The organism is Trabulsiella odontotermitis (genome assembly GCF_030053895.1).
Lineage (GTDB): Bacteria > Pseudomonadota > Gammaproteobacteria > Enterobacterales > Enterobacteriaceae > Trabulsiella > Trabulsiella odontotermitis_C.
In genome coordinates this window covers 2,104,116-2,128,475 of the sequence record NZ_CP125781.1, presented here as the reverse complement: position 1 = coordinate 2,128,475, position 24,360 = coordinate 2,104,116, and the positions used below count along the sequence as shown (strand labels likewise).

Sequence of the window (24,360 nt, the reverse complement as noted above, 5' to 3'; positions counted from 1 at the left end):
AGCGTTAATTCTGATAATATCGTTCACCGACCATCACTAAAAAAAGCAACGAGTGTGCTATAAAAGCATCACACTATTTCTTTTTTTATGCTTCATGCGGTGACGGGATAAACGATATAAAGATTCGACAGGGTTAACAAATTGATTATTACCCAAAGCTAAGTCCATTATGAGACCCATTATTTTCTCAACATTGATTGGGGAAATGCCCGTATCCAGGCTAAGGTTTCATGTATTCGCTAACACGCCTGACACAGGAACAAACACCACTGTCATGAACATAAAACCCGTTGCCGCCCTGGACAGGCTGCTGACTGCCCTTCACCACGAGGGTATTGATTACACACTGGAGTGCGGGCAGATCTTTACCTTCAGCACCGGAGAAGATGCTGAAGTGTTATTGATTCGTGAGGGGCTGGTGGCGGTGCAGCGAAGTTCTGACGAGCGGCTGATTTACTGTCTGTCCGCACCGGGCATGCTCGGCGTGAATACTGTCCTGGAAAACCGCGCGGATTATTATCTTCAGGCTTACGACGCCACGGCGCTCACCGTCATTCCGCTGAGCCGGGTAAAAGAGATTGTGGAAGCGCAAAACCTGTGGCGGGAGATGTTTGAGGTCAGCAGCGCAACGGCCACCGCCATGCACGGTATTTTGCTCAATACCTCGGGGAAAAGTTCGCTGGCAGTGATCCGTTATTTTCTGCAGGCGCTGGAGCAGGAAACCTCGTTAATCCGGCAACGCATTCCGGCGGCAGAATATGTGCGGACGCGTTCCGGCCTCTCCCGCAGCTACGTGATGAAATGCCTGGCCCTGTTGCGCAGCAACGGCGAAATCACCATGCATCAGGGCGCGCTGGTCTCCTGCCAGCTACAGCACGACAGCGACCTGCGCTGATCACGACTCCCGCACCAGCATCAGTCCGGCCCGCAAGCCCAACGCCACGGTCGGATTAGGAAACAGCACAAACTCCCGCTCATGCTCCACCTGATAACAGGTCTCGCCATCTTCCGCCAGCAACGTTCCCTGGATGAACGGCGTAAAATTGAGCGTATCGTCAGACATATACAGTTCGAAAGCTTCGCTGCGGCGGGTGATTTGCTGCGAAACACGGTAGCGTACCGGCGCCGTGTTTGCGGCCTCCAGATGATCACCCGCTATCCACGCCGCCAGCGCCTGTTGGGTTTGGGCAAACAATGTCAGATCGTTTTGCCCGAACGGTAACGCTTTGCCCAGCTCAAGGGTACAGGAGAGCGCATTAAACCGCTCGCAACTGTAGTGGGTGAATGTTCCGGCTGGCGCCTGATGAAAGACCAGTGCTTCCAGCCCGGCGCTACCCAGCCAGTCAAGAAATTGCGGTGTCCACGGCGTGGGGCGTGCGGGTAACACACCGAAGCGCACATGGTGCGAGCCGCGGATCGCCGTATGCAGATCCAGATGCCAGCGCTCACCCTCCTCAGCGTCGCGCCAGAACTGTGCCAGCGCTTGCTCCAGCACCACGGCACGAGCCGTATCGCTACCGGGCGGGAATGTCTGCCAGCGACCACCAAACATCCGGTTCAGATCACTGTGCAGATAGCGGCGGTTGACTTGCAGCGCCGCCGGGTTACCGAAGATCACCAGCAGCCGACAGTGCAGCGCCAGCTCACCGGCAAACAGGCGGTGCAGAAGGTTATCGACCATCTCCACCGGTGCCGTTTCATTGCCATGAATGCCGGCCGACAGCACCAGCGAGCGTTCAACAGGCTGATGCGGCGTCAGTTGCAAAATGCCGCAATCCAGCCAGTGCCAGCGAAAATGCGGTGTGTTGCCGTGAAAGCTGTGGGGCAATCGCCCCGCCAGCGTTAATGCCAGAAAATCCTTCATCGTGCCCTCTCAGCGCTGGAACGGATACACCGATCCCAGCTTCAGGATCTGCGTCAGGCGATCGAGCGCTTCGCGCCCTTCGCGCAACAGTTGCGGGTCAGCCAGATCCGCCTGCGTCAGCCTGTCGCGATAGTAACGATCCACCCAGTCATTGAGGGTGATGAACAGCGTCTCGTTCATCAGCGCCGCCGGGTTGACTGCCGCCATCTCATGTTCGTTAAGCACCACGCGCAGGCGCAGACACGCCGGGCCGCCGCCGTTCGCCATGCTCTCGCGCAGATCGAACACCTTCAGTTCGCTTACCGGGTTATCCTGCGCCAGCAAATCATTGAGATAACGCCAGACGCCTTCGTGCGACTGCGACTCTTTCGGCAGTACCAGCATCATGCTGCCGTCCGCTTTGCTCAGCAGTTGGCTGTTAAACAGATAAGTCGCTACCGCCTCTTCCACCGACACGCGTGACGCGGGCACTTCGATGGGGGTAAAGCCCGGCACGCGCGCCGCCAGTTGCGACAGCAACGCACTCTGATCGACAAATGCCTGCTGATGGCAGAACAGTACCTGGCGGTTGCTGACTGCAATCACGTCATTATGGAAAACGCCTTTGTCGATCACCGACGGATTTTGCTGGGCGAAAATCACCTGTTGTGGATTGACCCGGTTCAGTCGCGCCACCGCCTGGCTGGCTTCCAGCGTCTGCCGGGCGGGGTAACGCGACGGACGCTGCTCGCCCCCTTCCTCACGCCCGTAAACGAACATCTGCACGCCCGGCTGCCCGTACGCGCCACCAAAACGGTTATGGTTCGCCGCGCCTTCGTCGCCAAACATTGCCACCTGCGGCAGTGCGCTGTGGATGGCGAAATAGTGCTCGTCAGGCAGCAGCGCCCGCAGTACCGCCTCGGTGGTGGGCGCTTCACTGGCGCGGTGGAATTTGTTATTGAGGTTGGCGACCGTCAGGTGCACGCGACCATCAAGGGTATCAGCGGAAGGCGCTACCGTGGCGGCATTGGCGACCCACATCGACGACGCTGAACTGACCGCCGACAACAGTTGCGGTGCCTGCGCGGCCGCCTTCTCAACCACCTGCTCGTCACTGCCGCTGAAACCCAGTTGCCGCAGCAACGGCACATTGGGCCGTTCCTGCGGTGGGATCACCGCCTGTTTATAGCCCGCGTCCGCCAGCGCTTTCATTTTCAGCAGCCCCTGCTTCGCCGCCAGTTGCGGGTTAGAAACCTGAAAGCGGTGTTTCGTGGAGGCTTCATTGCCAAACGACAGTCCGGCATAGTGGTGTGTTAAACCGACCAGACCGTCAAAGTTCACTTCCCAGGCGTTCATAACCCTTCCTCACGCGAAAAATCCAGCCCCGGGCTTAATGTTTCCGGCAGCGTAATGGCGGGCGATTCCAGACTCGCCATCGGCCATGCACAGTAATCGGCGGCATACCACGCGCCCGGGCGATGATTGCCGGAAGCGCCAGTGCCGCCGAACGGCGCGGTGCTGGCGGCACCGGTCAGGGGTTTGTTCCAGTTGACGATCCCGGCGCGCGCTTCCAGCAGCAACTGGTCAAATTTCTCGCGATCCGGGGAAATCAGCCCGCACGCCAGACCGTAACGGGTGGCGTTGGCCTGGGTGATCGCCTCATCAAAGGTGTCGTAGCGCCAGACGCAGAGCAGAGGCCCGAAGACCTCTTCATCCGCAACGTTCGCCACGCCAGTCATCTCGATAATGCCCGGCGTCAGCAGCGAGGTGTCGGTTTCCAGCAAACGGGGTTCGAGCAGCGTTCTGCCACCGTTAGCCACGTGCGTCAGCCACGCTTTATGCACGTGCTGCGCGGCCTGCGGAGAAATCAGCCCGCCCATAAAGGGCTGCGGCTCGGCATCCCAACGCCCTGGCGTTAAGCGGCGGCTGACCTCCACCAGACGGGCAAGAAACGCGTCGCCACGCTCGCCACGTTTAACCAGCAAACGGCGGGCGCAGGTACAACGCTGCCCGGCGGTAATAAACGCCGACTGGATGGTCAGATGCACGGCGGCGTCGATATCGGCCGGGTCGTCGACAATCAGCGGATTGTTGCCACCCATTTCCAGCGCGAGGATTTTTTGCGGTTGCCCCGCCAGTTGACGATGCAGATGAAAACCGGTGGCGGAACTGCCAGTAAACAGCACACCGTCAATGCCCTCCTGGGCACTTAACGCTTCGCCAGTTTCGCGACCACCCTGAACCAGATTCAGTACACCCGCCGGGAGCCCGGCCTGTTCCCAGAGTTTGACCACCACTTCACCGCTTTTCGGCGTCAGTTCACTCGGCTTAAACACTACGGTATTTCCTGCCAGCAGCGCCGGAACGATATGTCCGTTCGGCAAATGGCCGGGGAAGTTATACGGGCCAAACACCGCCAGTACGCCGTGAGGACGATGGCGCAGCGTGGCAGCACCATCCGCCATCGCCGTCTCCTGTTCGCCCGTCCGGCTGTGATAAGACTTCACCGAAATGGCGATTTTGTTGATCATCGCCGCCACTTCGGTCGCCGCTTCCCAGCGTGGTTTGCCGGTTTCGCTGGCGATGGTTTCGGTCAGCGCCATTTTGTGGGTTTCCAGCAACCCGGCGAATTTTTCGGCGATCGCCTGGCGGACGGTAAACGGCTGTTTTGCCCACTGCGGGAAAGCGCGACGAGCGGCGGTCACCGCCTGCGCCACCTGCTCCGCATCGGCATCGCTGCCGCTCCACAGCGTTTCGTGCGTCACCGGGTTAGTTTTGTTACGCGTCTGCCCGCGTCCGGTTTCCCAGTCACCGTTGATCCATAAACTCATGATTTTTTCTCCTCAGGGCAAAGGCGCACCAGGCGAACCTTGTCACCCGCACGACATTTCAGGGCATCCAGTTGTTTGCCGGTCAGTACCAGCCGTTCAGTGTGCGGATCAGCATTAACCAGCATCGCGCGGAACTGCTGATACTGTTCGTTCGACACCAGACACGCAGGCCATTCGCCCGGCGCGGGTTGTCCTTCAACAACCTCCACCAGCCGGCTTTTGCGGATCGCGCGAACCCGGTCGATATCGCACTCCAGCGTCGGGCCGCCGTCGAAAATGTCAATGTAGTTGCGATAGCGGAAGCCCTCTTTTTCCAGTACCGCCCGGGCCGGTGCGGTTTGCGGATGGACGTCGCCAATCACCGCGCGGGCTTCTTCGCTGAGGAAATCGGTGTAGATCGGATGCTTGGGCATCAGTTCCGCAATGAACGCTTTCTGCCCGGTGCCGCACAGGTAGTCGGCGCGGGAGAACGCCATGGAGAAAAAGCGCTGCCCGAGGCTCTCCCAGAACGGCGAATAGCCGTGCTCGTCAATCACGCCGCGCATTTCAGCCACCACTTTTTCATTGAAGTGGTCGCGGAACGCGGCCATAAACATAAAGCGGGACTTTGACAGCAGATAGCCGTTACCCTCTTTGCGCCACGCCGGGTCGAGGAACAGCGTACAGAGTTCGCTGCTGCCAGTATGATCGTTACTGAGAAACAGCGTTGGCAGCGCGTTATACACGTTCAGCTCTTTGGAAGCGTGCACCAACGTGCCGACACGATAGTTGTACCAGGGATCGTTCAGGCCGACAGCCACTTCGATGGCGCAAATCCCGGCCACCGCGCCACTGTCGGTGTCTTCGAGCACAAACACATAGCCCTGCTCGCCCTTCGGCAACGTGCCTTCCCAGGTTTTCTGCGCACGTTCGATTCGCGCCGACAGCGTTTTTTCATCCGCAGGAAGCGAGGTCAGCCCGCCGCCGGTTTTCCCTGCCAGTGTCATCAGTCCCGGCAAATCCTCTCGCCCGACCGGACGAATCACCATCATGATGTCGCTCCTTTCAGGAAGTGTTCACAGGCACGCTCAAAGCGATCGAGACCGCTGTTAACTTCTTCTTCACTGATAATCAGCGCCGGGGCGAAACGCACAACGTTCGCGCCGGCAATCAGGATCATCAGCCCTTCTTCTGCCGCTTGCTGGCTGATGGCTTTCGCTTTTCCGGCATACTCGTCTTTCAGCACGCAGCCAATCAGCAGCCCCATGCCGCGAATCTCATTGAACAGGCCGAGACGGGTGTTGATCGCCTGCAGGCGCTCAGTAAACCACTGGTGGCGCTGCTTAACGCCGTTCAGCACCTCGCGGGTATTAATAACCGAAAAGACGGCACCGGCCACTGCGCTCGCCAGCGGATTGCCGCCGTAGGTGGTGCCGTGGGTGCCAACGGTCATCACGCTGGCACATTTTTCAGTGGCCAGCACCGCGCCCACCGGGAAACCGCCACCCAGCGCTTTAGCGGTGGACAGCACATCCGGCGTCACGCCGTAATGCATGTAGGCATACAGCTCGCCAGTGCGGCCAACGCCGGTCTGTACCTCGTCAAAAATCAGCAGTGCGTTGTACTGGTCGCACAGCTCGCGCAGCCCTTTGAGAAACGCCGGATCCGCCGGAACCACGCCGCCTTCACCCTGCATCGGCTCAACAATCACCGCGCAGGTGTTGTCATTAATCAGTTCGCGGGCAGAGTCCAGATTGTTGTAAATCGCATGGCTGATGTCCGGCGGCAACGGGGAAAAATCCTGTGAATAGGAAGGCTGTCCGCCCGCTGAAACGGTGAACAGTGTGCGACCGTGAAACGCGTTTTTAAACGCCACGATACCGCTTTTCTGCGTACCGTAATGGTCATGGGCATATTTGCGCGCCAGCTTCAGCGCCGCTTCGTTGGCTTCCGCGCCGGAGTTACAGAAGAACACGCGCTCGGCAAAGGTGGCGTCAATCAGCTGTTTCGCCAGACGCAGCGCAGGTTCATTGGTGTAGCCGTTGCCGGTGTGCCAGAACTTGTTCGCCTGTTCGGTGAGCGCGTTGATCATCACCGGATGCGCATGGCCGAGCGCGTTAACAGCGATCCCACCGGCAAAATCGATGTACTCTTTACCCTGCTGATCCCACAGGCGTGAACCCTTTCCGCGTACCGGTATAAAGGCCGCCGGAGCGTAAACCGGCATCATCCATTCATCAAAATTATTACGCGTAATTGACTGAGACATAGTGACCTCTTCCGGTAAATTAAAAGTTTCAATAATGTTAAATATTATGGTGTGTTTGCGCTGTAAATGTAGATTGCACAGTTCGTGCCAGCCAGCGTTAAAAGTGCATAACCAGAAGGTGACAACATGAAATCAATGAGTTACGACCTGACGCTATTCACATAAATTGCATAAAAAGTGCATAAAACCACATAATAAGGCATTAGCAATGCTAATAATCGCAACATTATGCATTAGCAAAACTTAATTCGTGATTTGTGATCGCCTGCGAAATTTGCCGCGGAAAAGTGCCCCAAAGTGGGGCATATGCTTCAGAAAGGGGCAATGATTGCGCGCTGCAATCATTACCTCAACACTCAGCGCAGAAACTCTGCGGCCGATGAGGCCAGACGGGGGAAATTCTGCTACCATCCCCTCACTATTCACCTTGCACAGTGGCAGCGACTATGAAATTTGTCTCTTTTAATATCAACGGCCTGCGCGCCCGTCCTCATCAACTGGAAGCCATCGTCGAAAAGCATCAGCCGGACGTGATCGGTCTGCAGGAGACTAAAGTTCACGACGACATGTTCCCGCTCGAAGAGGTGGCGAAGCTCGGCTATAACGTCTTTTATCACGGACAGAAAGGTCACTATGGCGTGGCGCTGCTCACCAAAGAGACGCCGGTTTTCGTACGCCGCGGTTTTCCTGATGATGGCGAAGAAGCTCAACGCCGCATCATCATGGCGGAAATCCCCTCGCCATTAGGCAACGTCACAGTGATCAACGGCTATTTTCCGCAGGGCGAAAGCCGCGACCACCCCATCAAGTTCCCGGCGAAAGAGAAGTTCTACCAAAACCTGCAGAACTACCTCGACGGCGAACTGAAAAGAGAAAACCCGGTGCTGATCATGGGTGACATGAATATCAGCCCGACGGATCTGGATATCGGGATTGGCGATGAAAACCGCAAGCGCTGGCTGCGCACCGGTAAATGTTCGTTCCTGCCGGAAGAGCGCGAGTGGATGGAGCGCCTGCTCGGCTGGGGGCTGGTGGATACCTTCCGTCACGCGAACCCGGAAACTCAGGATCGTTTCTCGTGGTTCGATTACCGTTCAAAAGGGTTTGATGACAACCGCGGTCTGCGCATCGACCTGCTGCTGGCAAGTTCACCGCTGGCGCAGCACTGTGTTGAAACCGGTATCGACTACGACATCCGCAGCATGGAAAAACCGTCCGACCATGCGCCGGTGTGGGCGACCTTTAAAGGAAAATAAACGCCGTTGAAGCGCCGTAAAATCCTGCTGCTGGTCGTACTGATGGTCTGTATCGTTGCGGGGATCGCCCTGATGCCCCGCAATCTGCTTTCCCTTAGCGCCCTGCAACACTCCCACGCCGCTCTCGCTGAAGGGTTCAGCCAGCATCCGCTGGCGGGGGTGGTGCTCTATTTTTTTCTCTATGTGCTGGTGTCTGCATTATCAATTCCCGGCGCGGCACTGTTGACGCTGCTCGGCGGCTCGCTGTTTCCCTTCTGGCTGGCGCTCATCGTGATTTCTTTTGCCTCCACCGCAGGTGCGACGCTGGCGATGCTGGTCAGCCGCTATCTGCTGGCCGACAGCGTTGCCCGGCGCTTTCCCGGACAGATGAATACCGTCAATGCGGGCATGGCGCGCGACGGCGCGTTTTATCTCTTCGCCCTGCGCCTGATGCCGCTGTTTCCCTTTTTCCTGGTGAACCTGCTGGCCGGGGTGACGCGCCTCGGCATCGCCCGTTACTGGTGGGTCAGCCAGCTCGGCATGCTCCCCGCCACGGTGGTGTATGTGAATGCCGGGCGACAGCTTGGAAATCTTGATACGTTACAGGATATTCTTTCCCCCGCGATGCTGCTGGCGTTTGCGCTGATCGGCCTGTTGCCGCTGATCTCCCGCAAGCTGATGGCACGCTTTATTCAACAGTAAGGATGCATTATGCGCCGTGTGCGTTATTGTCTCTTCTCCGTCGGTCTGTTGTTCACAGGCCATTCACTGGCTGCTGATAACTGGCAGACTGTCAAACAGGAAGCGCAGGGTCAGACCGTCTGGTTCAACGCCTGGGGCGGCGATCCGGCGGTTAATCGTTATCTCGACTGGGTACGGGGCGAAGTGAAGCGCGATTACGCCATTGACCTGCGCATTGTGCCGATTGCCGATGCGGCGGACAGTGTGAAACGTATTCAGGCTGAGGTGCAGGCGGGGCGCAAAACTCGCGGTTCCGTCGATTTGTTGTGGGTGAATGGCGAGAACTTCCGAACACTGAAAGAGGCCGGACTGGTGCATACCGGCTGGTCGGAAACACTGCCAAACTGGCGTAATGTCGATACCAAAAAACCGGTGCGTGAAGATTTTTCAGTGCCTGTCGAGGGCGCGGAATCACCCTGGGGCAGCGCGCAACTGACCTTTATCGCCCGTCAGGGTGAAACGCCGACGCCGCCTGATTCTCCCGCTGCGCTGTTGCAGTTCGCGGCTGAACACCCCGGCACAGTGAGCTATCCTCGTCCGCCCGACTTTACCGCGACCGCGTTCCTCGAACAATTGTTGCTGACGCTGACCGACGATCCCGCTGCGCTGAAAAAACCGCCGCAGCCTGCGACGTTTGCGCGCGTGACAGCGTCACTTTGGACGTATCTCGATAAACTCCATCCTTACTTATGGCGCGACGGTCGCGATTTTCCGGCCTCGCCCGCGCGCATGGATCAAATGCTGGCGCAAGGCACGCTGCGGCTTTCACTGACCTTCAACCCGATGCATGCACAACAGAGGATCGCCAGCGGCGATCTGCCGAAAGACAGTTACAGCTTTGGCTTTCGCGACGGCATGATCGGCAATGTGCATTTTGTGACTATTCCTGTAAACGCCAGCGCCGCGGCGGGGGCGCAGGTAGTAGCGAACTTCCTGTTGTCGCCAGAAGCGCAGTTACGCAAATCCGACCCGGCGGTCTGGGGCGATCCTTCGGTGCTCGACCCGCAAGCACTGCCGGACACGCAGCGTAACGTGCTGGAATCTCGCCTGCCACCGCATGCGCCACCCGTGCTGGCAGAACCTCACGCATTGTGGGTGAACGCGCTGGAGCAGGAATGGCTACGCCGCTACGGTACGCACTGACGCTGCTGGTTGTCGGGGCCATAGTAGTCATCTATGCGCCGTTGTTGCCAGCACTGAGACTGATGACCGAACCAGCACTGTCGCTGCGCCACTGGCAGGTGTTGTTCGCTGACCCGCAACTCTGGCAGGCGCTCGCCGCCACACTGGTTTCGACAGGCATTGCGGTTTTCGGCGCGCTGGCGCTCGCGCTGACCGCCATCGCCGTATGCTGGCCGGGGAATGGCTGGCAAACGCTGGTTTCCCGCTTGCCGTTGCTGCTGGCGGTGCCGCACGTGGCCTTTGCCGCCAGCGCGCTGTTGCTGTTTGCCGAAGGCGGCTGGTTGTTTCAGATCTGCCATGTCTGCACTCCCATGGTTGACCGTTATGGTATCGGGCTGGGGCTGGCGCTGGCGGTCAAAGAGAGCGGATTTATTCTCTGGGCGATGTACGGCGTACTCGGCGAAACCCGGCTGGCGCAGCAGACGCTGGTGCTGAAAAGCCAGGGCTACAGCCACTGGCAGTGCCTGTGGTATCTGATCCTGCCGGCCATCGCTCCCGCGCTGGGGCTGGTGCTGGTCGCTACCGCCGCCTGGACGCTGTCAGCGGTGGATGTGGCGCTGATTTTAGGGCCGGGTAATCCGCCGACGCTGGCGGTACTCGCCTGGACGTGGCTCAGTCAGGGCGATCCGTCGCAACAGGCAAAAGGCGCGCTGGCGTGTCTGATCCTGCTACTGTTGCTGGCCACACTTGTGCTGTCGGGGTGGGGTTTCTGGCGGCTCTGGCAGCGCCGGGTGCCTGATTTTCGCGGCCGTCGTCACCAGAATCGCATGGTATGGCCGGGTCGTGGCCTAACCGCCCTGCTTCCGTTCAGCGGACTGCTGTGCGCGCTGGTATTGCTACTGCTGGCGCAATTCCATCTCCCCACCAGCGACAGCCTGATGAACAGCCTGGCGCTGGCAACGCTGACGGCGCTGACAGGCGCCGTGCTCTGCCTGCTGTGGCTCGAATGGGGACTGGCGCGTCTTACCCCGCTGCTCTGGCTGCCATTGTTGTTACCTGCGCTGCCGCTGGTCGCCGGGCAATATCGCCTCGCACTGAACGCCTGGCTCGACGGCACCTTTCTTGCGGTATTCTGGGGGCATCTGTTGTGGGTGATCCCGTGGATGCTGTTTGTCCTGCGCCCGGCGTGGCAACGTATCGACCCACGCCTGTTGCTGATTGCCCGCACGCTCGGCTGGCAGCAGGGGCGCATCTTTCTGTGGATCAAATGTCCGCTGCTGCTGCGTCCGTTGCTTGCCGCACTGGCGATAGGTTTTTCGGTCAGCATTGCACAATATTTACCGAGCCTGTGGCTGGGCGCCGGGCGCGTTCCAACGCTGACCACCGACGCGGTGGCGCAAAGCAGCGGCGGCGATATGCATCTGCTGGCGCTGCTGTCGCTCTGGCAGCTCCTGCTGCCGGCGCTGATTTTCGCCCTGACCGCCCTGCTCGCTCGTTGGCTCGGGCACTACCGACAAGGTTTACGCTGATGCTCATCGTCAAAAACACCACCCTGACCCTTAACGGTACGCCGCTGCTGCGCAACGTCAATTTCCGCGTTGCGCCTGGCGAAATCCTGACGCTAATGGGCGCTTCCGGCAGCGGTAAATCAACGCTGTTCGCGTGGATGGCAGGTGCGCTGCCTGCCGCGTTTCAGGCGCAGGGCGAATTATGGCTCAACGATCGCCGCCGCGATACGCTACCGACGCAGGCGCGGGAAATCGGCATTCTGTTTCAGGATGCGCTGCTGTTTGACCACTTCAGCGTCGGGCAAAATCTGCTGCTGGCGCTGCCCGCAATGATCAAAGGCGCAGAGCGTAAAGCCCGCGTTGAAGCGGCGCTGGAACAGGCAGAACTGACCGGATTTTATCATCGCGACCCGGCGACGCTCTCCGGCGGGCAACGGGCGCGCGTCAGCCTGTTACGGGCGATGCTGGCGCAACCTGCCGCACTGCTGCTGGATGAGCCTTTCAGTCGCCTCGATGTTTCCCTGCGCGAAAGCTTTCGCCAGTGGGTGTTTTCTGAGCTGACGCGGCTGGCGATCCCGGTGGTGCTGGTGACGCATGATGTCGCCGACATTCCGGCGAACGGTCGCTGTATGTTGCTGGAAAACTGGCTATAAACTGCGTTTGCGCAACGTTTTTCACCTTTCGGGGTCGCAGAATGACGCTTCAATTTATCTACAATGACGGGCAATTCGATGAAACGTGTTTCTCAACTGACCGCGCTGGCCCTGATTGTCGGGCTTGCCTCTTCTGCTGCCTCCTTTGCCACTGACATGGCGACTTCTCTCACATTCTCACAGCTTCAACAACATCACGGCGTAGCCGTCGATACGCGCCCGAGCGCGTTCTATAACGGCTGGCCGCAAGCGCTGAACGGGCCGCAGGGTCATGAACCCGCCGCGCGTAACCTCGCCGCACGCTGGCTTTCGGCGATGAGCGACGAACAACTGCGCAACTGGGCGAAACAGCATCAGTTGCACTCAGACACTGCGCTGGCGCTGTACGGCGACGATGCGGATGTTCGTTCGGTCTCCACGCGGCTGAAAAAAGCCGGATTTACTCAACTGAGCACCCTCAGTGATGCACTGAATGACCCGGCACGGCTGCAAAAACTCCCGCACTTTGAACAACTGGTGTACCCGCAATGGCTGCACGATCTGCAACAGGGAAAACCAGTGACGGCGGCACCAACGGGCGACTGGAAAGTGTTTGAGGCGGGCTGGGGCGCGCCGAAATATTTCCTGCTAAGCCACATTCCGGGTGCGGGTTACATTGACACCAACGAAGTGGAAAGCGAACCGCTGTGGAATAAAGTCTCCGATGCGCAGCTCAAAGCGATGCTGGCGAAACACGGCATTCGCCACGACACCACGGTTGTCCTCTACGGACGCGATGTGTATGCCGCCGCGCGCGTGGCGCAAATCATGCTCTACGCTGGCGTGAAAGATGTGCGCCTGCTGGATGGCGGCTGGAAAACCTGGTCTGACGCCAGCCTGCCGGTCGAACGCGGTACACCGTCGAAAGAAACGCCTGCGCCAGATTTCGGCGCGCCGATCCCCGGTCAGCCGCAGTTAATGCTCAATATGGAACAGGCGCGCGCCCTGCTGCACCGCCAGGACGCCTCTCTGGTCAGCATCCGGTCGTGGCCAGAGTTTACCGGGGTGACCAGCGGCTACAGCTATATCAAACCAAAAGGTGAAATCGCGGGCGCCCGCTGGGGACATGCCGGGAGTGATTCGACCCATATGGAAGATTTCCATAACCCGGACGGCACCATGCGCACCGCCGACGACATCACCGCGATGTGGAAAAGCTGGAATATTCTCCCTGAGCAGCAGGTCGCGTTCTATTGCGGCACCGGCTGGCGCGCATCAGAAACCTTCATGTACGCACGGGCGATGGGCTGGCCGAAGGTGTCGGTGTACGACGGCGGCTGGTATGAATGGAGTCAGAACCCGAAAAACCCGGTCGCCAGTGGCGAACGCGGACCGGACAGCACACTGTAATCCGCAGATACCCGGCAGCGCGTCTGCCGGGCTTAAAACTGCTTCAACGTCACGTACCCACTCCACACGCGGGTCAGGGTCGTCAGCCAGCATAAGCCGCCAAAAATCCACGCCATCACCGGGAACCACGCCGGAAACAGACAGCTCAGGACAAACAGCGCGATCGTTTCACTGCCTTCGGTTAAGCCGCCCAGATAATAAAACGACTTGTGCGCATAGCCGGGGTTATCGATCTGATGTTTTGCCGCAAGCGCCGCGAAAGCCAGAAAACTGCTGCCGGTGCCGATGAACGCGAACAGCAGCCAGCTTCCCGCCAGCGCGTTGTGCGCCGGGTCGGCGAGAATAAAGCCAAACGGCACCAGGGCGTAGAAGAGAAAATCGAGGGCGATATCGAGAAAGCCGCCAGCGTCCGTCAGCCCCCGCCGCCGCGCCAGTGCACCATCCAGCCCGTCAAAAAGTCGGTTCAGGATGATCACGGCGAGCGCGGCCCCGTACCAGCCCAGTGCCAGAAACGGCAGCGCCAGCAGGCCGATGGCAAAGCCGACCAGCGTGATGCCGTCCGGCGTCACGCCAGTGTTGTCGAGCCGCTCCGCCAGAATATTGAGCCACGGTTTCACCCGCGGATGCAGATGACGATCAAGCATCAGGATGCCCTGCGCGCTGGCACAATCCCTGTGACGGGATCTCCAGCGCGGCGTTAAAGCGCGCCGAGAGATTCTGAAACGCAATCAACGCCGTCATTTCGCTGATCGCGTCTGTGCTGAAACGGGCAGTCAGCTCCGTTTTCAGGGCATCGTCTACCCGCGGTGGCGTGGCGGAGACGGCATCCGCATAGGCCAGCGCCGCCTGCTCCTGTGCCGTAAATAAAACAGAATCCCGCCAGTCAGCAACGGCCAGCACTTTCTCCATGGCGCCGCTGCGCTCCGCCAGCCGCAGGCTGTTGGCATCGATGCAAAAATCACAATGGCAAACCTGCGACACGCGGGTCATCAGCAGCGCCCGCAATTCCGGGGACAGCGGTGAACGGCGACGCTCAAGAAAACCGACAAACAACGCCACCAGCCAGAACAGCCGTGGCATCCGTCCCCACCAGCGGGTGGGATTCAGCACCGCGCCATAATGTTTTTGTTGCATGGCAGCGATGGGTTTCAGACTGGCGGGAAGCTGTTGCAGCGGAGCAACCCACGGCGCATCATTTTTCACCTGCAAACTCCTGGTGTGCTTTAGTCATCACAAAGGAAACGATAGTATGGCATCACGTTAACGAGAGTGTTGATTCATATGCTTAAAACGATTGATGTGGTCGCCGCAATCATCGAATGCGACGGAAAAATCCTGCTGGCGCAGCGCCCGCCGATATCCCCCTGCTGGAAGCGTTTATGGTTTTACTCGCCGCCAGACCAGCGGATTCGTGCTGAGGGTTTTCTCATCGCGTTGACATTGCAGCATCACCCCTTCTGCTTTGATTACCGCCCCTTCGGAATAGTTTTGATCCTGATAGATGCAGCATTGTGCACAGGGTTGCGCGCGTTGTCCGCCGGAGCTGAACACCTCGGGCGGGACGTTCACTTCCACATCCGGGCGGTAGCGTTCTTCTGCCTGCGCGGCCAACGCGACAACGGCCAGCAATGCGATTATCACACTTTGTTTCATCATTTCTCATCCTGATAACAACTCACTTTCGGATTATCGGCAGATATTCTGACTTCCTTAAATTTGACTCACCATCGCATTTAGTTATGACCTGCCGCAAATTATGAATTTTACCGTCGGGCTGAATTTTCCTTGTCAGCCGCCGCATAGCCGATGGTATATTCGAAAATCGCTGTCCTGATAATTATAAGTAAAGCAAATACAACAAACACTACGAAACGATTCACAATCACAAGAGGTTTAACCGTCTATGGAACAGATAGCATCTCTGGAGACATTTCTCTCACACGTTCAACAGCGCGATCCCCAGCAACACGAGTTCGCGCAAGCGGTAAGAGAAGTGATGTCCACCCTTTGGCCCTTTCTTGAACAGAACCCGCGCTATCGCCAGTTGTCGTTACTTGAACGGCTGGTAGAGCCAGAGCGCGTGATTCAGTTCCGCGTTGTCTGGGTTGATGACCGCAATCAGGTGCAGGTTAACCGGGCATGGCGCGTCCAGTTCAGCTCCGCTATCGGTCCGTTTAAAGGCGGCATGCGTTTTCACCCGTCGGTGAACCTGTCGATCCTGAAATTCCTTGGCTTTGAGCAAACCTTTAAAAACGCCCTTACCACGTTGCCGATGGGTGGCGGTAAAGGCGGTAGTGATTTTGATCCGAAAGGCAAAAGCGAAGGCGAAATCATGCGATTCTGCCAGGCCCTGATGACTGAACTGTACCGCCATCTGGGTGCGGATACCGACGTCCCGGCTGGCGACATCGGCGTTGGCGCGCGTGAAGTTGGCTTTATGGCCGGGATGATGAAAAAGCTGTCGAACAATACCGCCTGTGTGTTTACCGGCAAGGGGTTGTCATTCGGCGGCAGCCTGATCCGCCCGGAAGCGACGGGTTATGGTCTGATCTATTTCACTGACGCCATGCTGAAACGCCACGGGCTCGGTCTGGAAGGGATGCGCGTTGCGGTCTCCGGTTCCGGTAACGTCGCGCAATATGCGATCGAAAAAGCGATGGCCTTTGGCGCCCGCGTGGTGACCGCATCGGACTCCAGCGGTACGGTAGTCGATGAAGCCGGGTTTACGGCAGAAAAACTGGCGCGTCTGTGCGAAATCAAAACCAGCCGCGACGGTCGCGTTGCCGATTACGCCCGCGAATTTGGCCTGACCTATCTGGAAGGCAAACAGCCGTGGTCAGTGCCGGTAGATATTGCCCTGCCGTGCGCGACGCAGAACGAACTGGATGTTGAGGCCGCGCGTCAGTTGATTGCCAACGGCGTGAAGGTGGTGGCGGAAGGGGCAAACATGCCGACGACCATTGCCGCGACCGATCTGTTCCTCGAAGCCGGTGTGCTGTTTGCACCAGGTAAAGCAGCGAACGCGGGCGGCGTGGCAACGTCCGGGCTGGAGATGGCGCAGAACGCCGCGCGAATGAGCTGGAAATCCGAGAAAGTCGACGCCCGTCTGCACCACATTATGCTGGATATTCACCAGGCCTGCGTGGAGTATGGCGGTGAAGGCAAGCAGACCCACTACGTGCGCGGCGCAAACATCGCTGGCTTTGTAAAAGTCGCCGACGCGATGCTGGCGCAGGGTGTGATTTAAGCTCTCGAAGCGCTGCGCTGTTGTAGGCCCGGTAAGCGCCAGCGCCACCGGGCTTTTTTATGCTTCGGTGCCACCCTTCGCCGGGTGGCGGCTGCGCCTGACCCGGCCTACGGCCCGTGCCGGTTTATTCCCGCCGCCTGGCGCGACTATGCCTCTGAACTGTGTCACTGGCGTATTGCGCGCCATCTGGATAAGCTCATTGAGCGTGCCCACCAGCGGATGCATGAAATCCTGATAGCGACACTGCTTTTCACTGATTTGCGTCAGCACTGACTCCCAGTGCGCAGTCATGTCCGGTCGCGACGCCAGTTCCGGCAGTGAGTGGATCAGCGCCCGACCCGGATCAGTCGAATGGATATAGCGCCCTTTTTTGATTAAGAAACCGCGTTTGAACAGCAGCTCGATGATCCCGGCGCGGGTGGCTTCGGTGCCCAGCCCATCAGTAGCGCGGAGGATCTTTTTCAGCTCTTTGTCCTGTACAAAACGAGCGATACCGGTCATGGCAGAAAGCAGCGTCGCGTCGGTGAAATGGCGCGGCGGCTGGGTCTGGCGCTCCACCACTTCCCCTTTCTCGCACAGCAGTTCATCGTCTTTCGCTACCACCGGCAATGGCGTGCCGTCGTTTTCTTCGTCGCGCTCTTTCGCGCCCAGCAGCGTCCGCCAGCCCGCTTCAGCGAGAAAACGCGCTTTGGCGATAAATTTGCCGTTGGCGATATCCAGATCGATCTGACATTTCCGGTAAACCGCATCAGCGCAGAACTGCATCAGGTACTGGCGCGCTATCAGGCCATAGACGTTGGCTTCGTTTTCGCTCAAACGTACCGAGGCGCTGCGGGCAGTGGGAATAATCGCGTGGTGGGCATCGACTTTTTTGTCATCCCAGCAGCGGTTGCGGGTATCGGGGTCGACCGCGGGTTGTGGCAACAAATCAGGCGCATGAACGCCAATCGCATTCATTACCGCCTGACGACCAGCAAAATGTTCTTCCGGCAGATAGCGGCTGTCGGAACGCGGATAGGTAATCAGCTTGTGGGTTTCGTACAGCTTCTGGCAGATATCGAGCACGTTCTGCGCGCTCAGGGCGAAGCGTTTTGCCGCTTCGATCTGCAGGGCGGAAAGCGAAAACGGCAGCGGCGCCGGCTCCGATTCGCGTTTGTCGTTGTACGCGGTAACCATCGCCGGTTGCCCGGTGATGCGCGCCACCACGTGCTCCGCCAGCGGACGGTGCAACAGGCGCCCTTCTTCATCCTGATACGGCTCGCAGGCTTCGCTCGGCTGCCAGGTGGCGGTAAACCGTTCGTCTTTCGGGGTGACGATGTGCGCTTTCACTTCGAAAAAATCTTTGGCGACGAAGTTTTCAATTTCTTCATCACGCCGGACCACCAGCCCCAGCACCGGGGTCTGAACGCGCCCCACCGACAGCACACCCTGATAACCGGCGTTGCGCCCGAGTAACGTATACGCGCGGGTCATGTTGATGCCGTACAGCCAGTCAGCGCGGGCGCGGGCCAGTGCCGATACGCACAGCGGAATAAACTCACTGTTGGCGCGCAGACGAGAAATCGCCCGCTCGACCGCCTGCGGGTTGAGGTCGTTAATCAGGCAGCGCTGCACCTGCTGGCGCTTTTCCGCCGACAGTTGCAGATAATCCAGCACTTCATCGACCAGCAATTGCCCTTCGCGATCCGGGTCGCCCGCGTGGATGACTTCGCTGGCCTCGTGAAGGAACCGTTTAATGACGTTAAGCTGTTTGGTGACCGACGGACGCGGCTGTAGTTGCCACTTTTCCGGAACGATCGGCAAATCCGTCAGGTTCCAGCGAGCATAACGGCTGTCATAGACATCCGGCTGCGCCTGCTCCAGCAGGTGACCAATACACCAGGTGACCACCTGCCCGTTGCCGCATTCGATAAAGCCATCCCCTTTACGGTGCGGCTTTGGCAGCACGTCCGCAATGGCACGACCCAGACTCGGCTTTTCCGCGATGAACAGACGCATCGACTTAACGGATCTCGATCATCGGCCGACCGCCGCGCGCCGTGATAAGCTCGCCGATTTCCGTCAGCGTAACGCCGAATTCCGCCGCCGCGGCCTGTGTTTCAGCTTCCGCCTCAGGGAGAACCGCCAGCAGCAGACCGCCGGAGGTTTGCGGATCGCAGAGCAGCGAACGCCACTCGTCCGGCATTTCGCCCATCAGATGACCATAGCTGGCAAAGTTACGCCCGGTACCGCCCGGCACTGCGCCTTTGGCGATGTACTCTTCCACGCCTGGCAGTTTCGGCACATCAGCAAAGCGGATTTGCGCCTGCACGCCCGCGCCCTGGCACATTTCGCTGAGGTGCCCCAGCAGGCCAAAACCCGTGACATCGGTCATCGCCTTCACGCCGTCGATATTGGCAAATGCCGCCCCTGCGAGGTTCATCTGACACATCACTTCCGTCGCCAGCCCTTGATGTTCTGGCCTGAGGAGCGATTTTTTCTCGGCGGTAGTCAGCACGCCGATGCCCAGCGGCTTGGTGAGAAACAGCTTGCAGCCCGCCTGCGCGGTGCTGTTTTTCTTCACCCGTTCGGTCGGGACGATCCCGGTGACCGCGAGGCCAAAAATCGGCTCCGGCGCGTCAATGGAATGGCCGCCCGCCAGCGCAATACCCGCCTGCTGACAGGCAAAACGCCCGCCCTCAATCACTTCACGGGCGATTTCCGGCGACAGCTTCTCGACCGGCCAGCCCAGAATGGCAATCGCCATGATTGGCTTACCGCCCATCGCAAAGATATCGCTGATGGCGTTGGTGGCCGCGATGCGACCAAAATCGAACGGGTTATCGACGATCGGCATAAAGAAGTCGGTGGTGCTGATGACCGATGTGCCGTTGCCCAGATCATAGACCGCTGCGTCGTCGCGGGTCTCGTTACCGACAAGCAGGTTCGGGTCGACAAACTTCGCCTGCTCACTGTGCAGAATGGTTTCCAGCACTTTGGGGGAAATTTTACAACCGCAACCGGCTCCGTGGCTGTATTGCGTTAAACGAATGGCTTGCTCGCTCATGGACATCTCCTGTCATTGCAATCCAGCTATGGTACCGCTCAAAGCGTGGCGTGATAAGTGCTGCTGTCTGATTTCGCGCACTGTTGCTCATTAAGCGCGCAGACCTGGCGGGGAAAACGGAGGGAATGCCCGGTCGCGGGATACACACCGGGCAAAAAACGTCAGAAACGCACCACAAACGGCGACGTATCGGGCACTGATACCGTCGTCGACGCTTTCAGTTGCGGGGTACCGAGATAGAGAAAACCGACGATTTTATCCTGCGCGCGACAGTGAAAACCGTCGCGAACCCGCGGATTTTCGGTCAGCGCACCGCTGCGCCAGATACCGTTAAACCCCTGGGCAACCGCCGCCATCTGCATCGCCATTACCGCGCAACCGGCAGACATCTCCTGCTCCCACTGCGGCACCTTATGGTGTTCCTGACATTTCGCCACCACGGCGATGATCAACGGCGCACGAAACGGCGCACTGCGCGCTTTATCGACAGCATTTTCATCTTCACCCGCCTGAATCGCGCCGTCAGCCAGCAACTGACTGAAACGCTCGCGGCCATCACCTTCAATAATAAAAAACTGCCAGGGCTGTAACGTCCCGTGATCCGGCGCGCGCATACCTGCGCGCAGAATATTTTCCAGTTGCTCTCCCGCCGGTGCAGGCTCTGTCAGGCGAGAAGCGCTGCGACGGTTTACCAGTAGTTCAAGTGCATCCATTTGGCGTGCTCCTGTGGGATAATATTTCACAAAATTAACATGGTTAGCGATTTAGTTACAGAGCAGGCGCCGATTCCTGCTGACAACCGGCGGCGGTAACTTTAGGATACCCGTACGTTACGCCTGAAGTAGCGCACTCTTTATCTGTCTGGTCAGGGAGAATACATGCGAACCCTTTGGCGAATCATTGCCGGTTTCTTTAGATGGACATGGCGATTGCTCAACTTTATCCGTGAGCTGGTGCTGAATTTATTTTTTATCCTGCTGGTGCTGGTGGTTGTCGGTATCTGGGCGCAGTTCAGTAATACCACCACCGAGCATGCCTCGCGCGGCGCGCTGCTGCTGGATATCACCGGCGTGGTGGTGGATAAACCCTCCACCAGCAGCAAATTCGGCGCCTTCAGCCGTCAGTTCTTCGGTGCGAGTTCCGACCGCCTGCAGGAAAACTCACTGTTTGATATCGTGCAGACCATCCGTCAGGCGAAAGATGACCGTAACATTACCGGCATTGTGCTGGATCTGAAAGATTTTGCCGGCGGCGATCAACCGTCCATGCAATACATTGGTAAGGCGCTGCGTGAATTCCGCGACAGCGGGAAACCGGTTTACGCCATCGGCGACAATTACTCCCAGGGCCAGTATTACCTGGCGAGCTTTGCCAACAAGATTTATCTCTCGCCGCAAGGGCTGGTGGATCTGCACGGGTTTGCCACTAACGGGCTGTACTACAAATCCCTGCTCGACAAGCTGAAAGTCTCCACCCATGTGTTCCGCGTCGGGACGTATAAATCTGCCGTTGAGCCGTTCATCCGCGACGATATGTCTCCCGCCGCCCGCGAAGCGGACAGCCGCTGGATTGGCGAGTTGTGGCAGAACTATCTGAACACTATCGCCGCGAACCGTGAAATCACCCCGCAACAGGTCTTCCCTGGCGCGCAGGGTCTGTTAGACGGTTTACGCAAAACCGGCGGCGACACGGCGCAGTATGCGCTGGATAACAAACTGGTCGATCAACTGGCATCCAGCGCTGAAGTGGAAAAAGTGCTGTCGAAACAGTTTGGCTGGAATGCGGAAGATAAAAACTACCGTGCGGTCAGTTACTACGATTACTCGCTGAATACCCCGTCCGACAAAGGCGACAGCATCGCTGTGGTCTTTGCCAATGGCGCGATCATGGATGGTGAGGAGACGCCGGGGAATGTTGGCGGCGATACCACCGCGTCGCAAATCCGCGATGCGCGACTCGATCCGAAAGTGAAAGCGATTGTGCTGCGGGTGAACAGCCCTGGCGGCAGCGTGACGGCATCGGAAGTGATCCGTTCAGAACTGGCGGCGGCCAGAGCGGCCGGCAAACCGGTGGTGGTGTCGATGGGCGGCATGGCGGCGTCCGGCGGCTACTGGATCTCTACCCCGGCGAACTACATCGTGGCAAACGCCAGCACGCTGACCGGTTCTATTGGTATCTTTGGCGTCATCAATACCGTTGAAAACTCGCTGGATTCGATTGGCGTTCATACCGATGGCGTGGCGACTTCGCCACTGGCGGATGTCTCGCTGACCAAAACGTTACCGCCGGAAGTGCAGCAGATGATGCAACTGAGCATTGAAAACGGTTATCAGCGCTTTATTACGCTGGTGGCACAGGCCCGTAAGAGCACGCCGGAGCAGATCGATAAAATCGCCCAGGGTCATGTCTGGACCGGTCAGGATGCGAAAGCCAACGGTCTGGTCGACAGCCTCGGCGACTTTGACGATGCGGTGGCGAAAGCCGCGTCGCTCGCCAAAGTGAAAACGTGGCATGTTGATTACTATCAGGAAGAGCCGAGTCTGTTCAGCCGGTTAATGGACAGCCTGGGCGGTTCGGTTCACGCCGCGCTGCCGCAGGTGTTGCAGGCTTACTTCCCTGCGCCTGTCGTGACAGCCGCCAGTGCCGTGAAGGCGGAGACCGACAAACTCGCCGCCTTTAACGATCCGCAAAACCGCTATGCATTTTGTCTCACCTGCGCCAATATTAAGTAACTGGTATCCCCTCCTGATGGAGGGGATTTTCTTTACGTAATAGCCTGATACCATGCAAAAAAAATCGATTTACGTTGCTTATACCGGCGGTACCATCGGTATGCAACGCTCCGAGCAGGGTTACATTCCCGTTTCCGGTCATCTGCAGCGTCAGCTGGCGCTGATGCCTGAATTCCACCGTCCTGAAATGCCGGACTTCACCATCCACGAATACGCTCCGCTGATGGACTCATCAGATATGACGCCGGAAGACTGGCGGCACATCGCCGATGACATCAGACAACATTACGACGAGTATGACGGCTTTGTGATCCTCCATGGTACCGACACCATGGCGTTCACCGCCTCGGCGCTGTCGTTTATGCTGGAAAATCTGGGTAAACCGGTAATTGTGACAGGGTCACAAATTCCGCTTGCCGAACTGCGTTCTGACGGGCAGATCAACCTGCTGAATGCGCTGTATGTGGCGGCGAATTATCCGATCAACGAAGTGACGCTGTTTTTCAATAACTGTCTCTATCGCGGCAACCGCACCACCAAAGCGCATGCTGACGGTTTCAACGCTTTCGCCTCGCCTAACCTGCCCGCGCTGCTGGAGGCCGGTATTCACATCCGCCGTCTCGGTACGCCACCCGCCCCGCACGGCAGCGGAACGCTGAACGTTCACCCGATTACCCCGCAGCCGATTGGCGTGGTGACGATTTACCCGGGAATTTCTGCGGACGTGGTGCGTAACTTCCTCCGCCAGCCGGTGAAGGCGCTGATCCTGCGCTCTTACGGCGTCGGTAATGCGCCGCAAAACGGCGAGTTTTTGCAGGAACTGGCGCAGGCCAGTCAGCGCGGTATTGTGGTGGTCAATCTCACGCAGTGTATGTCCGGTAAAGTGAATATGGGCGGTTACGCCACCGGCAACGCACTGGCGCAGGCAGGTGTTATCAGCGGGTTTGATATGACCGTTGAGGCGACGCTGACTAAACTTCATTATCTGTTAAGTCAACATCTGGACGCACCGGCGATCCGTGATGCTATGCAGCAGAACTTGCGTGGTGAGCTGACGCCGGACGACTGAGGAGCTTTGATGAAAAACCGGGCACTATTACTTGTCGATTTACAAAATGATTTCTGCGCGGGCGGCGCGCTGGCCGTGCCGGAAGGTGACAGCACGATAGACATCGCCAATACCCTGATTGACTGGTGCAAAGCACGCGGTGAAGCGATTGTCGCCAGCCAGGACTGGCATCCGGCGGACCACGGCAGTTTTGCCAGTCAGCATGATGCCGAACCTTATACGCAGGGCGAGCTGGACGGTTTAGCGCAAACCTGGTGGCCGGATCACTGCGTACAGGAGAGCGAAGGCGCCGCCCTGCATCCGTTGTTAAAACAAAAAGCGATCGACGCGGTGTTTCATAAAGGCGAAAACCCGAAAATAGACAGCTACAGCGCTTTTTTTGACAACGGCCACCGAAACAAAACCGGCCTTGATGTCTGGTTGCGCCATCATGAAATCACGGAACTGATCGTGATGGGGCTGGCGACAGACTACTGCGTCAAGTTCACTGTGCTGGACGCGCTGCAACTGGGTTATGCCGTCAGCGTGATCACCGATGGCTGTCGCGGTGTGAACATTCAACCTCAGGACAGCGCGCAGGCGTTTATGGATATGGCGTCGGAAGGCGCCACACTGTATACGCTGGCAGACTGGCAGGAAACCCACGCCTGATTGATCCTCTGCCCGGCACCTCCTGCCGGGCATTTTCCGCATGAT

At 58.3% G+C, this 24,360-nt stretch carries 22 protein-coding genes and 1 pseudogene; 12 read left to right on the top strand and 11 right to left on the bottom strand.

Features of this window, described 5'->3' with window-relative positions; all coding sequences use genetic code 11:
* Positions 1-274 precede the first annotated feature (274 nt).
* Positions 275-895 (top strand): helix-turn-helix domain-containing protein, encoded by a 621-nt coding sequence (locus QMG90_RS10185; RefSeq protein WP_283283695.1) that lies wholly within the window; start codon positions 275-277, stop codon positions 893-895.
* Here the strand turns inward: QMG90_RS10185 and astE are convergent, their stop codons facing one another.
* From astE to astC, 5 genes are read right to left on the bottom strand one after another with little or no spacing between them, the layout of a single operon-like run.
* Positions 896-1,864 (bottom strand): succinylglutamate desuccinylase, encoded by a 969-nt coding sequence (gene astE / locus QMG90_RS10180; RefSeq protein ID WP_283283694.1) that lies wholly within the window; start codon positions 1,862-1,864, stop codon positions 896-898.
* A gap of 9 nt (positions 1,865-1,873) precedes the next feature.
* The gene (astB, locus tag QMG90_RS10175) at positions 1,874-3,199 is read right to left on the bottom strand and encodes an N-succinylarginine dihydrolase (RefSeq protein WP_283283693.1); all 1,326 of its coding nucleotides are present in this window, start codon (positions 3,197-3,199) and stop codon (positions 1,874-1,876) included.
* Complete coding sequence (astD, locus tag QMG90_RS10170; protein WP_283283692.1) at positions 3,196-4,674, bottom strand: succinylglutamate-semialdehyde dehydrogenase; 1,479 nt, start codon at positions 4,672-4,674, stop codon at positions 3,196-3,198. The genes astB and astD overlap by 4 nt, the downstream gene beginning before the upstream one ends.
* The gene (astA, locus tag QMG90_RS10165) at positions 4,671-5,705 is read right to left on the bottom strand and encodes an arginine N-succinyltransferase (protein WP_283283691.1); all 1,035 of its coding nucleotides are present in this window, start codon (positions 5,703-5,705) and stop codon (positions 4,671-4,673) included. Before astA ends, astD begins: the two co-directional genes overlap by 4 nt.
* Complete coding sequence (gene astC, locus QMG90_RS10160) at positions 5,702-6,922, bottom strand: succinylornithine/acetylornithine transaminase (RefSeq protein ID WP_283283690.1); 1,221 nt, start codon at positions 6,920-6,922, stop codon at positions 5,702-5,704. The genes astA and astC overlap by 4 nt, the downstream gene beginning before the upstream one ends.
* A 446-nt stretch (positions 6,923-7,368) precedes the next feature.
* Here astC and xthA point away from each other — a divergent pair, with 446 nt between their 5' ends.
* The 6 genes from xthA to QMG90_RS10130 all read left to right on the top strand — a co-directional run bounded on the left by xthA (position 7,369) and on the right by QMG90_RS10130 (position 13,570).
* Entirely contained in the window at positions 7,369-8,178 is an 810-nt protein-coding gene (gene xthA / locus QMG90_RS10155; RefSeq protein WP_283283689.1) for an exodeoxyribonuclease III, read from the top strand.
* 6 nt (positions 8,179-8,184) lie between these two features.
* Complete coding sequence (locus QMG90_RS10150; RefSeq protein WP_283283688.1) at positions 8,185-8,859, top strand: TVP38/TMEM64 family protein; 675 nt, start codon at positions 8,185-8,187, stop codon at positions 8,857-8,859.
* Positions 8,860-8,868: 9 nt separating this feature from the next.
* Positions 8,869-10,041, top strand: a complete 1,173-nt coding sequence (locus QMG90_RS10145; RefSeq protein ID WP_430381678.1) for an ABC transporter substrate-binding protein — start codon at positions 8,869-8,871, stop codon at positions 10,039-10,041.
* Positions 10,014-11,549 (top strand): ABC transporter permease family protein, encoded by a 1,536-nt coding sequence (locus QMG90_RS10140; RefSeq protein ID WP_283283687.1) that lies wholly within the window; start codon positions 10,014-10,016, stop codon positions 11,547-11,549. Before QMG90_RS10145 ends, QMG90_RS10140 begins: the two co-directional genes overlap by 28 nt.
* Positions 11,549-12,181 (top strand): ATP-binding cassette domain-containing protein, encoded by a 633-nt coding sequence (locus QMG90_RS10135; protein WP_283283686.1) that lies wholly within the window; start codon positions 11,549-11,551, stop codon positions 12,179-12,181. The genes QMG90_RS10140 and QMG90_RS10135 overlap by 1 nt, the downstream gene beginning before the upstream one ends.
* A gap of 78 nt (positions 12,182-12,259) precedes the next feature.
* On the top strand, positions 12,260-13,570 hold the full coding sequence (locus QMG90_RS10130) for a sulfurtransferase (RefSeq protein WP_283283685.1): 1,311 nt from the start codon (positions 12,260-12,262) through the stop codon (positions 13,568-13,570).
* Positions 13,571-13,602: 32 nt separating this feature from the next.
* Here QMG90_RS10130 and QMG90_RS10125 read toward each other — a convergent pair whose 3' ends face one another.
* Positions 13,603-14,214 carry a CDP-alcohol phosphatidyltransferase family protein gene (locus QMG90_RS10125; protein WP_283283684.1) on the bottom strand — a complete coding sequence of 204 codons (612 nt, stop codon included), beginning with the start codon at positions 14,212-14,214 and terminating at the stop codon, positions 13,603-13,605.
* Positions 14,207-14,773, bottom strand: a complete 567-nt coding sequence (locus tag QMG90_RS10120; RefSeq protein WP_283283683.1) for a carboxymuconolactone decarboxylase family protein — start codon at positions 14,771-14,773, stop codon at positions 14,207-14,209. Before QMG90_RS10120 ends, QMG90_RS10125 begins: the two co-directional genes overlap by 8 nt.
* A 78-nt stretch (positions 14,774-14,851) precedes the next feature.
* Here QMG90_RS10120 and QMG90_RS10115 point away from each other — a divergent pair.
* Positions 14,852-14,926, top strand: a pseudogene (locus QMG90_RS10115) (pyrimidine (deoxy)nucleoside triphosphate diphosphatase); the annotation flags it as partial.
* A gap of 21 nt (positions 14,927-14,947) precedes the next feature.
* On the opposite strand, the gene QMG90_RS10110 reads toward QMG90_RS10115, so the two are convergent.
* On the bottom strand, positions 14,948-15,223 hold the full coding sequence (locus tag QMG90_RS10110; protein WP_283283933.1) for a YnjH family protein: 276 nt from the start codon (positions 15,221-15,223) through the stop codon (positions 14,948-14,950).
* A 250-nt stretch (positions 15,224-15,473) separates the two neighbouring features.
* Here QMG90_RS10110 and gdhA point away from each other — a divergent pair, with 250 nt between their 5' ends.
* Complete coding sequence (gene gdhA / locus QMG90_RS10105; protein ID WP_283283682.1) at positions 15,474-16,817, top strand: NADP-specific glutamate dehydrogenase; 1,344 nt, start codon at positions 15,474-15,476, stop codon at positions 16,815-16,817.
* Between the two features lie 57 nt (positions 16,818-16,874).
* Here gdhA and QMG90_RS10100 read toward each other — a convergent pair whose 3' ends face one another.
* The 3 genes from QMG90_RS10100 to QMG90_RS10090 all read right to left on the bottom strand — a co-directional run bounded on the left by QMG90_RS10100 (position 16,875) and on the right by QMG90_RS10090 (position 20,576).
* Positions 16,875-18,815: a DNA topoisomerase III gene (locus QMG90_RS10100; RefSeq protein WP_283283681.1), complete on the bottom strand. Its 1,941-nt coding sequence runs from the start codon at positions 18,813-18,815 to the stop codon at positions 16,875-16,877.
* Between the two features lie 4 nt (positions 18,816-18,819).
* Positions 18,820-19,863, bottom strand: coding sequence for a selenide, water dikinase SelD (gene selD, locus QMG90_RS10095; protein ID WP_283283680.1), 1,044 nt, complete (start codon positions 19,861-19,863; stop codon positions 18,820-18,822).
* 161 nt (positions 19,864-20,024) lie between these two features.
* Positions 20,025-20,576, bottom strand: a complete 552-nt coding sequence (locus tag QMG90_RS10090) for an NAD(P)H nitroreductase (protein WP_283283679.1) — start codon at positions 20,574-20,576, stop codon at positions 20,025-20,027.
* Between the two features lie 165 nt (positions 20,577-20,741).
* Between QMG90_RS10090 and sppA the strand changes: the two genes are divergently transcribed.
* From sppA to pncA, 3 genes are read left to right on the top strand one after another with little or no spacing between them, the layout of a single operon-like run.
* Positions 20,742-22,595 (top strand): signal peptide peptidase SppA, encoded by a 1,854-nt coding sequence (sppA, locus tag QMG90_RS10085; RefSeq protein ID WP_283283678.1) that lies wholly within the window; start codon positions 20,742-20,744, stop codon positions 22,593-22,595.
* 52 nt (positions 22,596-22,647) lie between these two features.
* Positions 22,648-23,664: an asparaginase gene (gene ansA, locus QMG90_RS10080; RefSeq protein ID WP_283283677.1), complete on the top strand. Its 1,017-nt coding sequence runs from the start codon at positions 22,648-22,650 to the stop codon at positions 23,662-23,664.
* A gap of 9 nt (positions 23,665-23,673) precedes the next feature.
* Positions 23,674-24,315, top strand: coding sequence for a bifunctional nicotinamidase/pyrazinamidase (gene pncA / locus QMG90_RS10075; protein ID WP_283283676.1), 642 nt, complete (start codon positions 23,674-23,676; stop codon positions 24,313-24,315).
* Positions 24,316-24,360 lie beyond the last annotated feature (45 nt).

Excerpts from the sequence above, each read along its gene's own strand:
- QMG90_RS10090 (WP_283283679.1), bottom strand. The coding sequence starts at position 20,576 with ATGGATGCACTTGAACTACTGGTAAACCGTCGCAGCGCTTCTCGCCTG.
- xthA (WP_283283689.1), top strand. The coding sequence starts at position 7,369 with ATGAAATTTGTCTCTTTTAATATCAACGGCCTGCGCGCCCGTCCTCAT.
- pncA (WP_283283676.1), top strand. The coding sequence starts at position 23,674 with ATGAAAAACCGGGCACTATTACTTGTCGATTTACAAAATGATTTCTGC.
- QMG90_RS10140 (WP_283283687.1), top strand. The coding sequence starts at position 10,014 with ATGGCTACGCCGCTACGGTACGCACTGACGCTGCTGGTTGTCGGGGCC.
- astD (WP_283283692.1), bottom strand. The coding sequence starts at position 4,674 with ATGAGTTTATGGATCAACGGTGACTGGGAAACCGGACGCGGGCAGACG.
- QMG90_RS10100 (WP_283283681.1), bottom strand. The coding sequence starts at position 18,815 with ATGCGTCTGTTCATCGCGGAAAAGCCGAGTCTGGGTCGTGCCATTGCG.
- QMG90_RS10125 (WP_283283684.1), bottom strand. The coding sequence starts at position 14,214 with ATGCTTGATCGTCATCTGCATCCGCGGGTGAAACCGTGGCTCAATATT.
- QMG90_RS10130 (WP_283283685.1), top strand. The coding sequence starts at position 12,260 with ATGAAACGTGTTTCTCAACTGACCGCGCTGGCCCTGATTGTCGGGCTT.
- astC (WP_283283690.1), bottom strand. The coding sequence starts at position 6,922 with ATGTCTCAGTCAATTACGCGTAATAATTTTGATGAATGGATGATGCCG.
- astB (WP_283283693.1), bottom strand. The coding sequence starts at position 3,199 with ATGAACGCCTGGGAAGTGAACTTTGACGGTCTGGTCGGTTTAACACAC.
- astA (WP_283283691.1), bottom strand. The coding sequence starts at position 5,705 with ATGATGGTGATTCGTCCGGTCGGGCGAGAGGATTTGCCGGGACTGATG.
- QMG90_RS10110 (WP_283283933.1), bottom strand. The coding sequence starts at position 15,223 with ATGAAACAAAGTGTGATAATCGCATTGCTGGCCGTTGTCGCGTTGGCC.
- QMG90_RS10145 (WP_430381678.1), top strand. The coding sequence starts at position 8,869 with ATGCGCCGTGTGCGTTATTGTCTCTTCTCCGTCGGTCTGTTGTTCACA.
- selD (WP_283283680.1), bottom strand. The coding sequence starts at position 19,863 with ATGAGCGAGCAAGCCATTCGTTTAACGCAATACAGCCACGGAGCCGGT.
- astE (WP_283283694.1), bottom strand. The coding sequence starts at position 1,864 with ATGAAGGATTTTCTGGCATTAACGCTGGCGGGGCGATTGCCCCACAGC.
- gdhA (WP_283283682.1), top strand. The coding sequence starts at position 15,474 with ATGGAACAGATAGCATCTCTGGAGACATTTCTCTCACACGTTCAACAG.
- ansA (WP_283283677.1), top strand. The coding sequence starts at position 22,648 with ATGCAAAAAAAATCGATTTACGTTGCTTATACCGGCGGTACCATCGGT.
- QMG90_RS10185 (WP_283283695.1), top strand. The coding sequence starts at position 275 with ATGAACATAAAACCCGTTGCCGCCCTGGACAGGCTGCTGACTGCCCTT.
- sppA (WP_283283678.1), top strand. The coding sequence starts at position 20,742 with ATGCGAACCCTTTGGCGAATCATTGCCGGTTTCTTTAGATGGACATGG.
- QMG90_RS10135 (WP_283283686.1), top strand. The coding sequence starts at position 11,549 with ATGCTCATCGTCAAAAACACCACCCTGACCCTTAACGGTACGCCGCTG.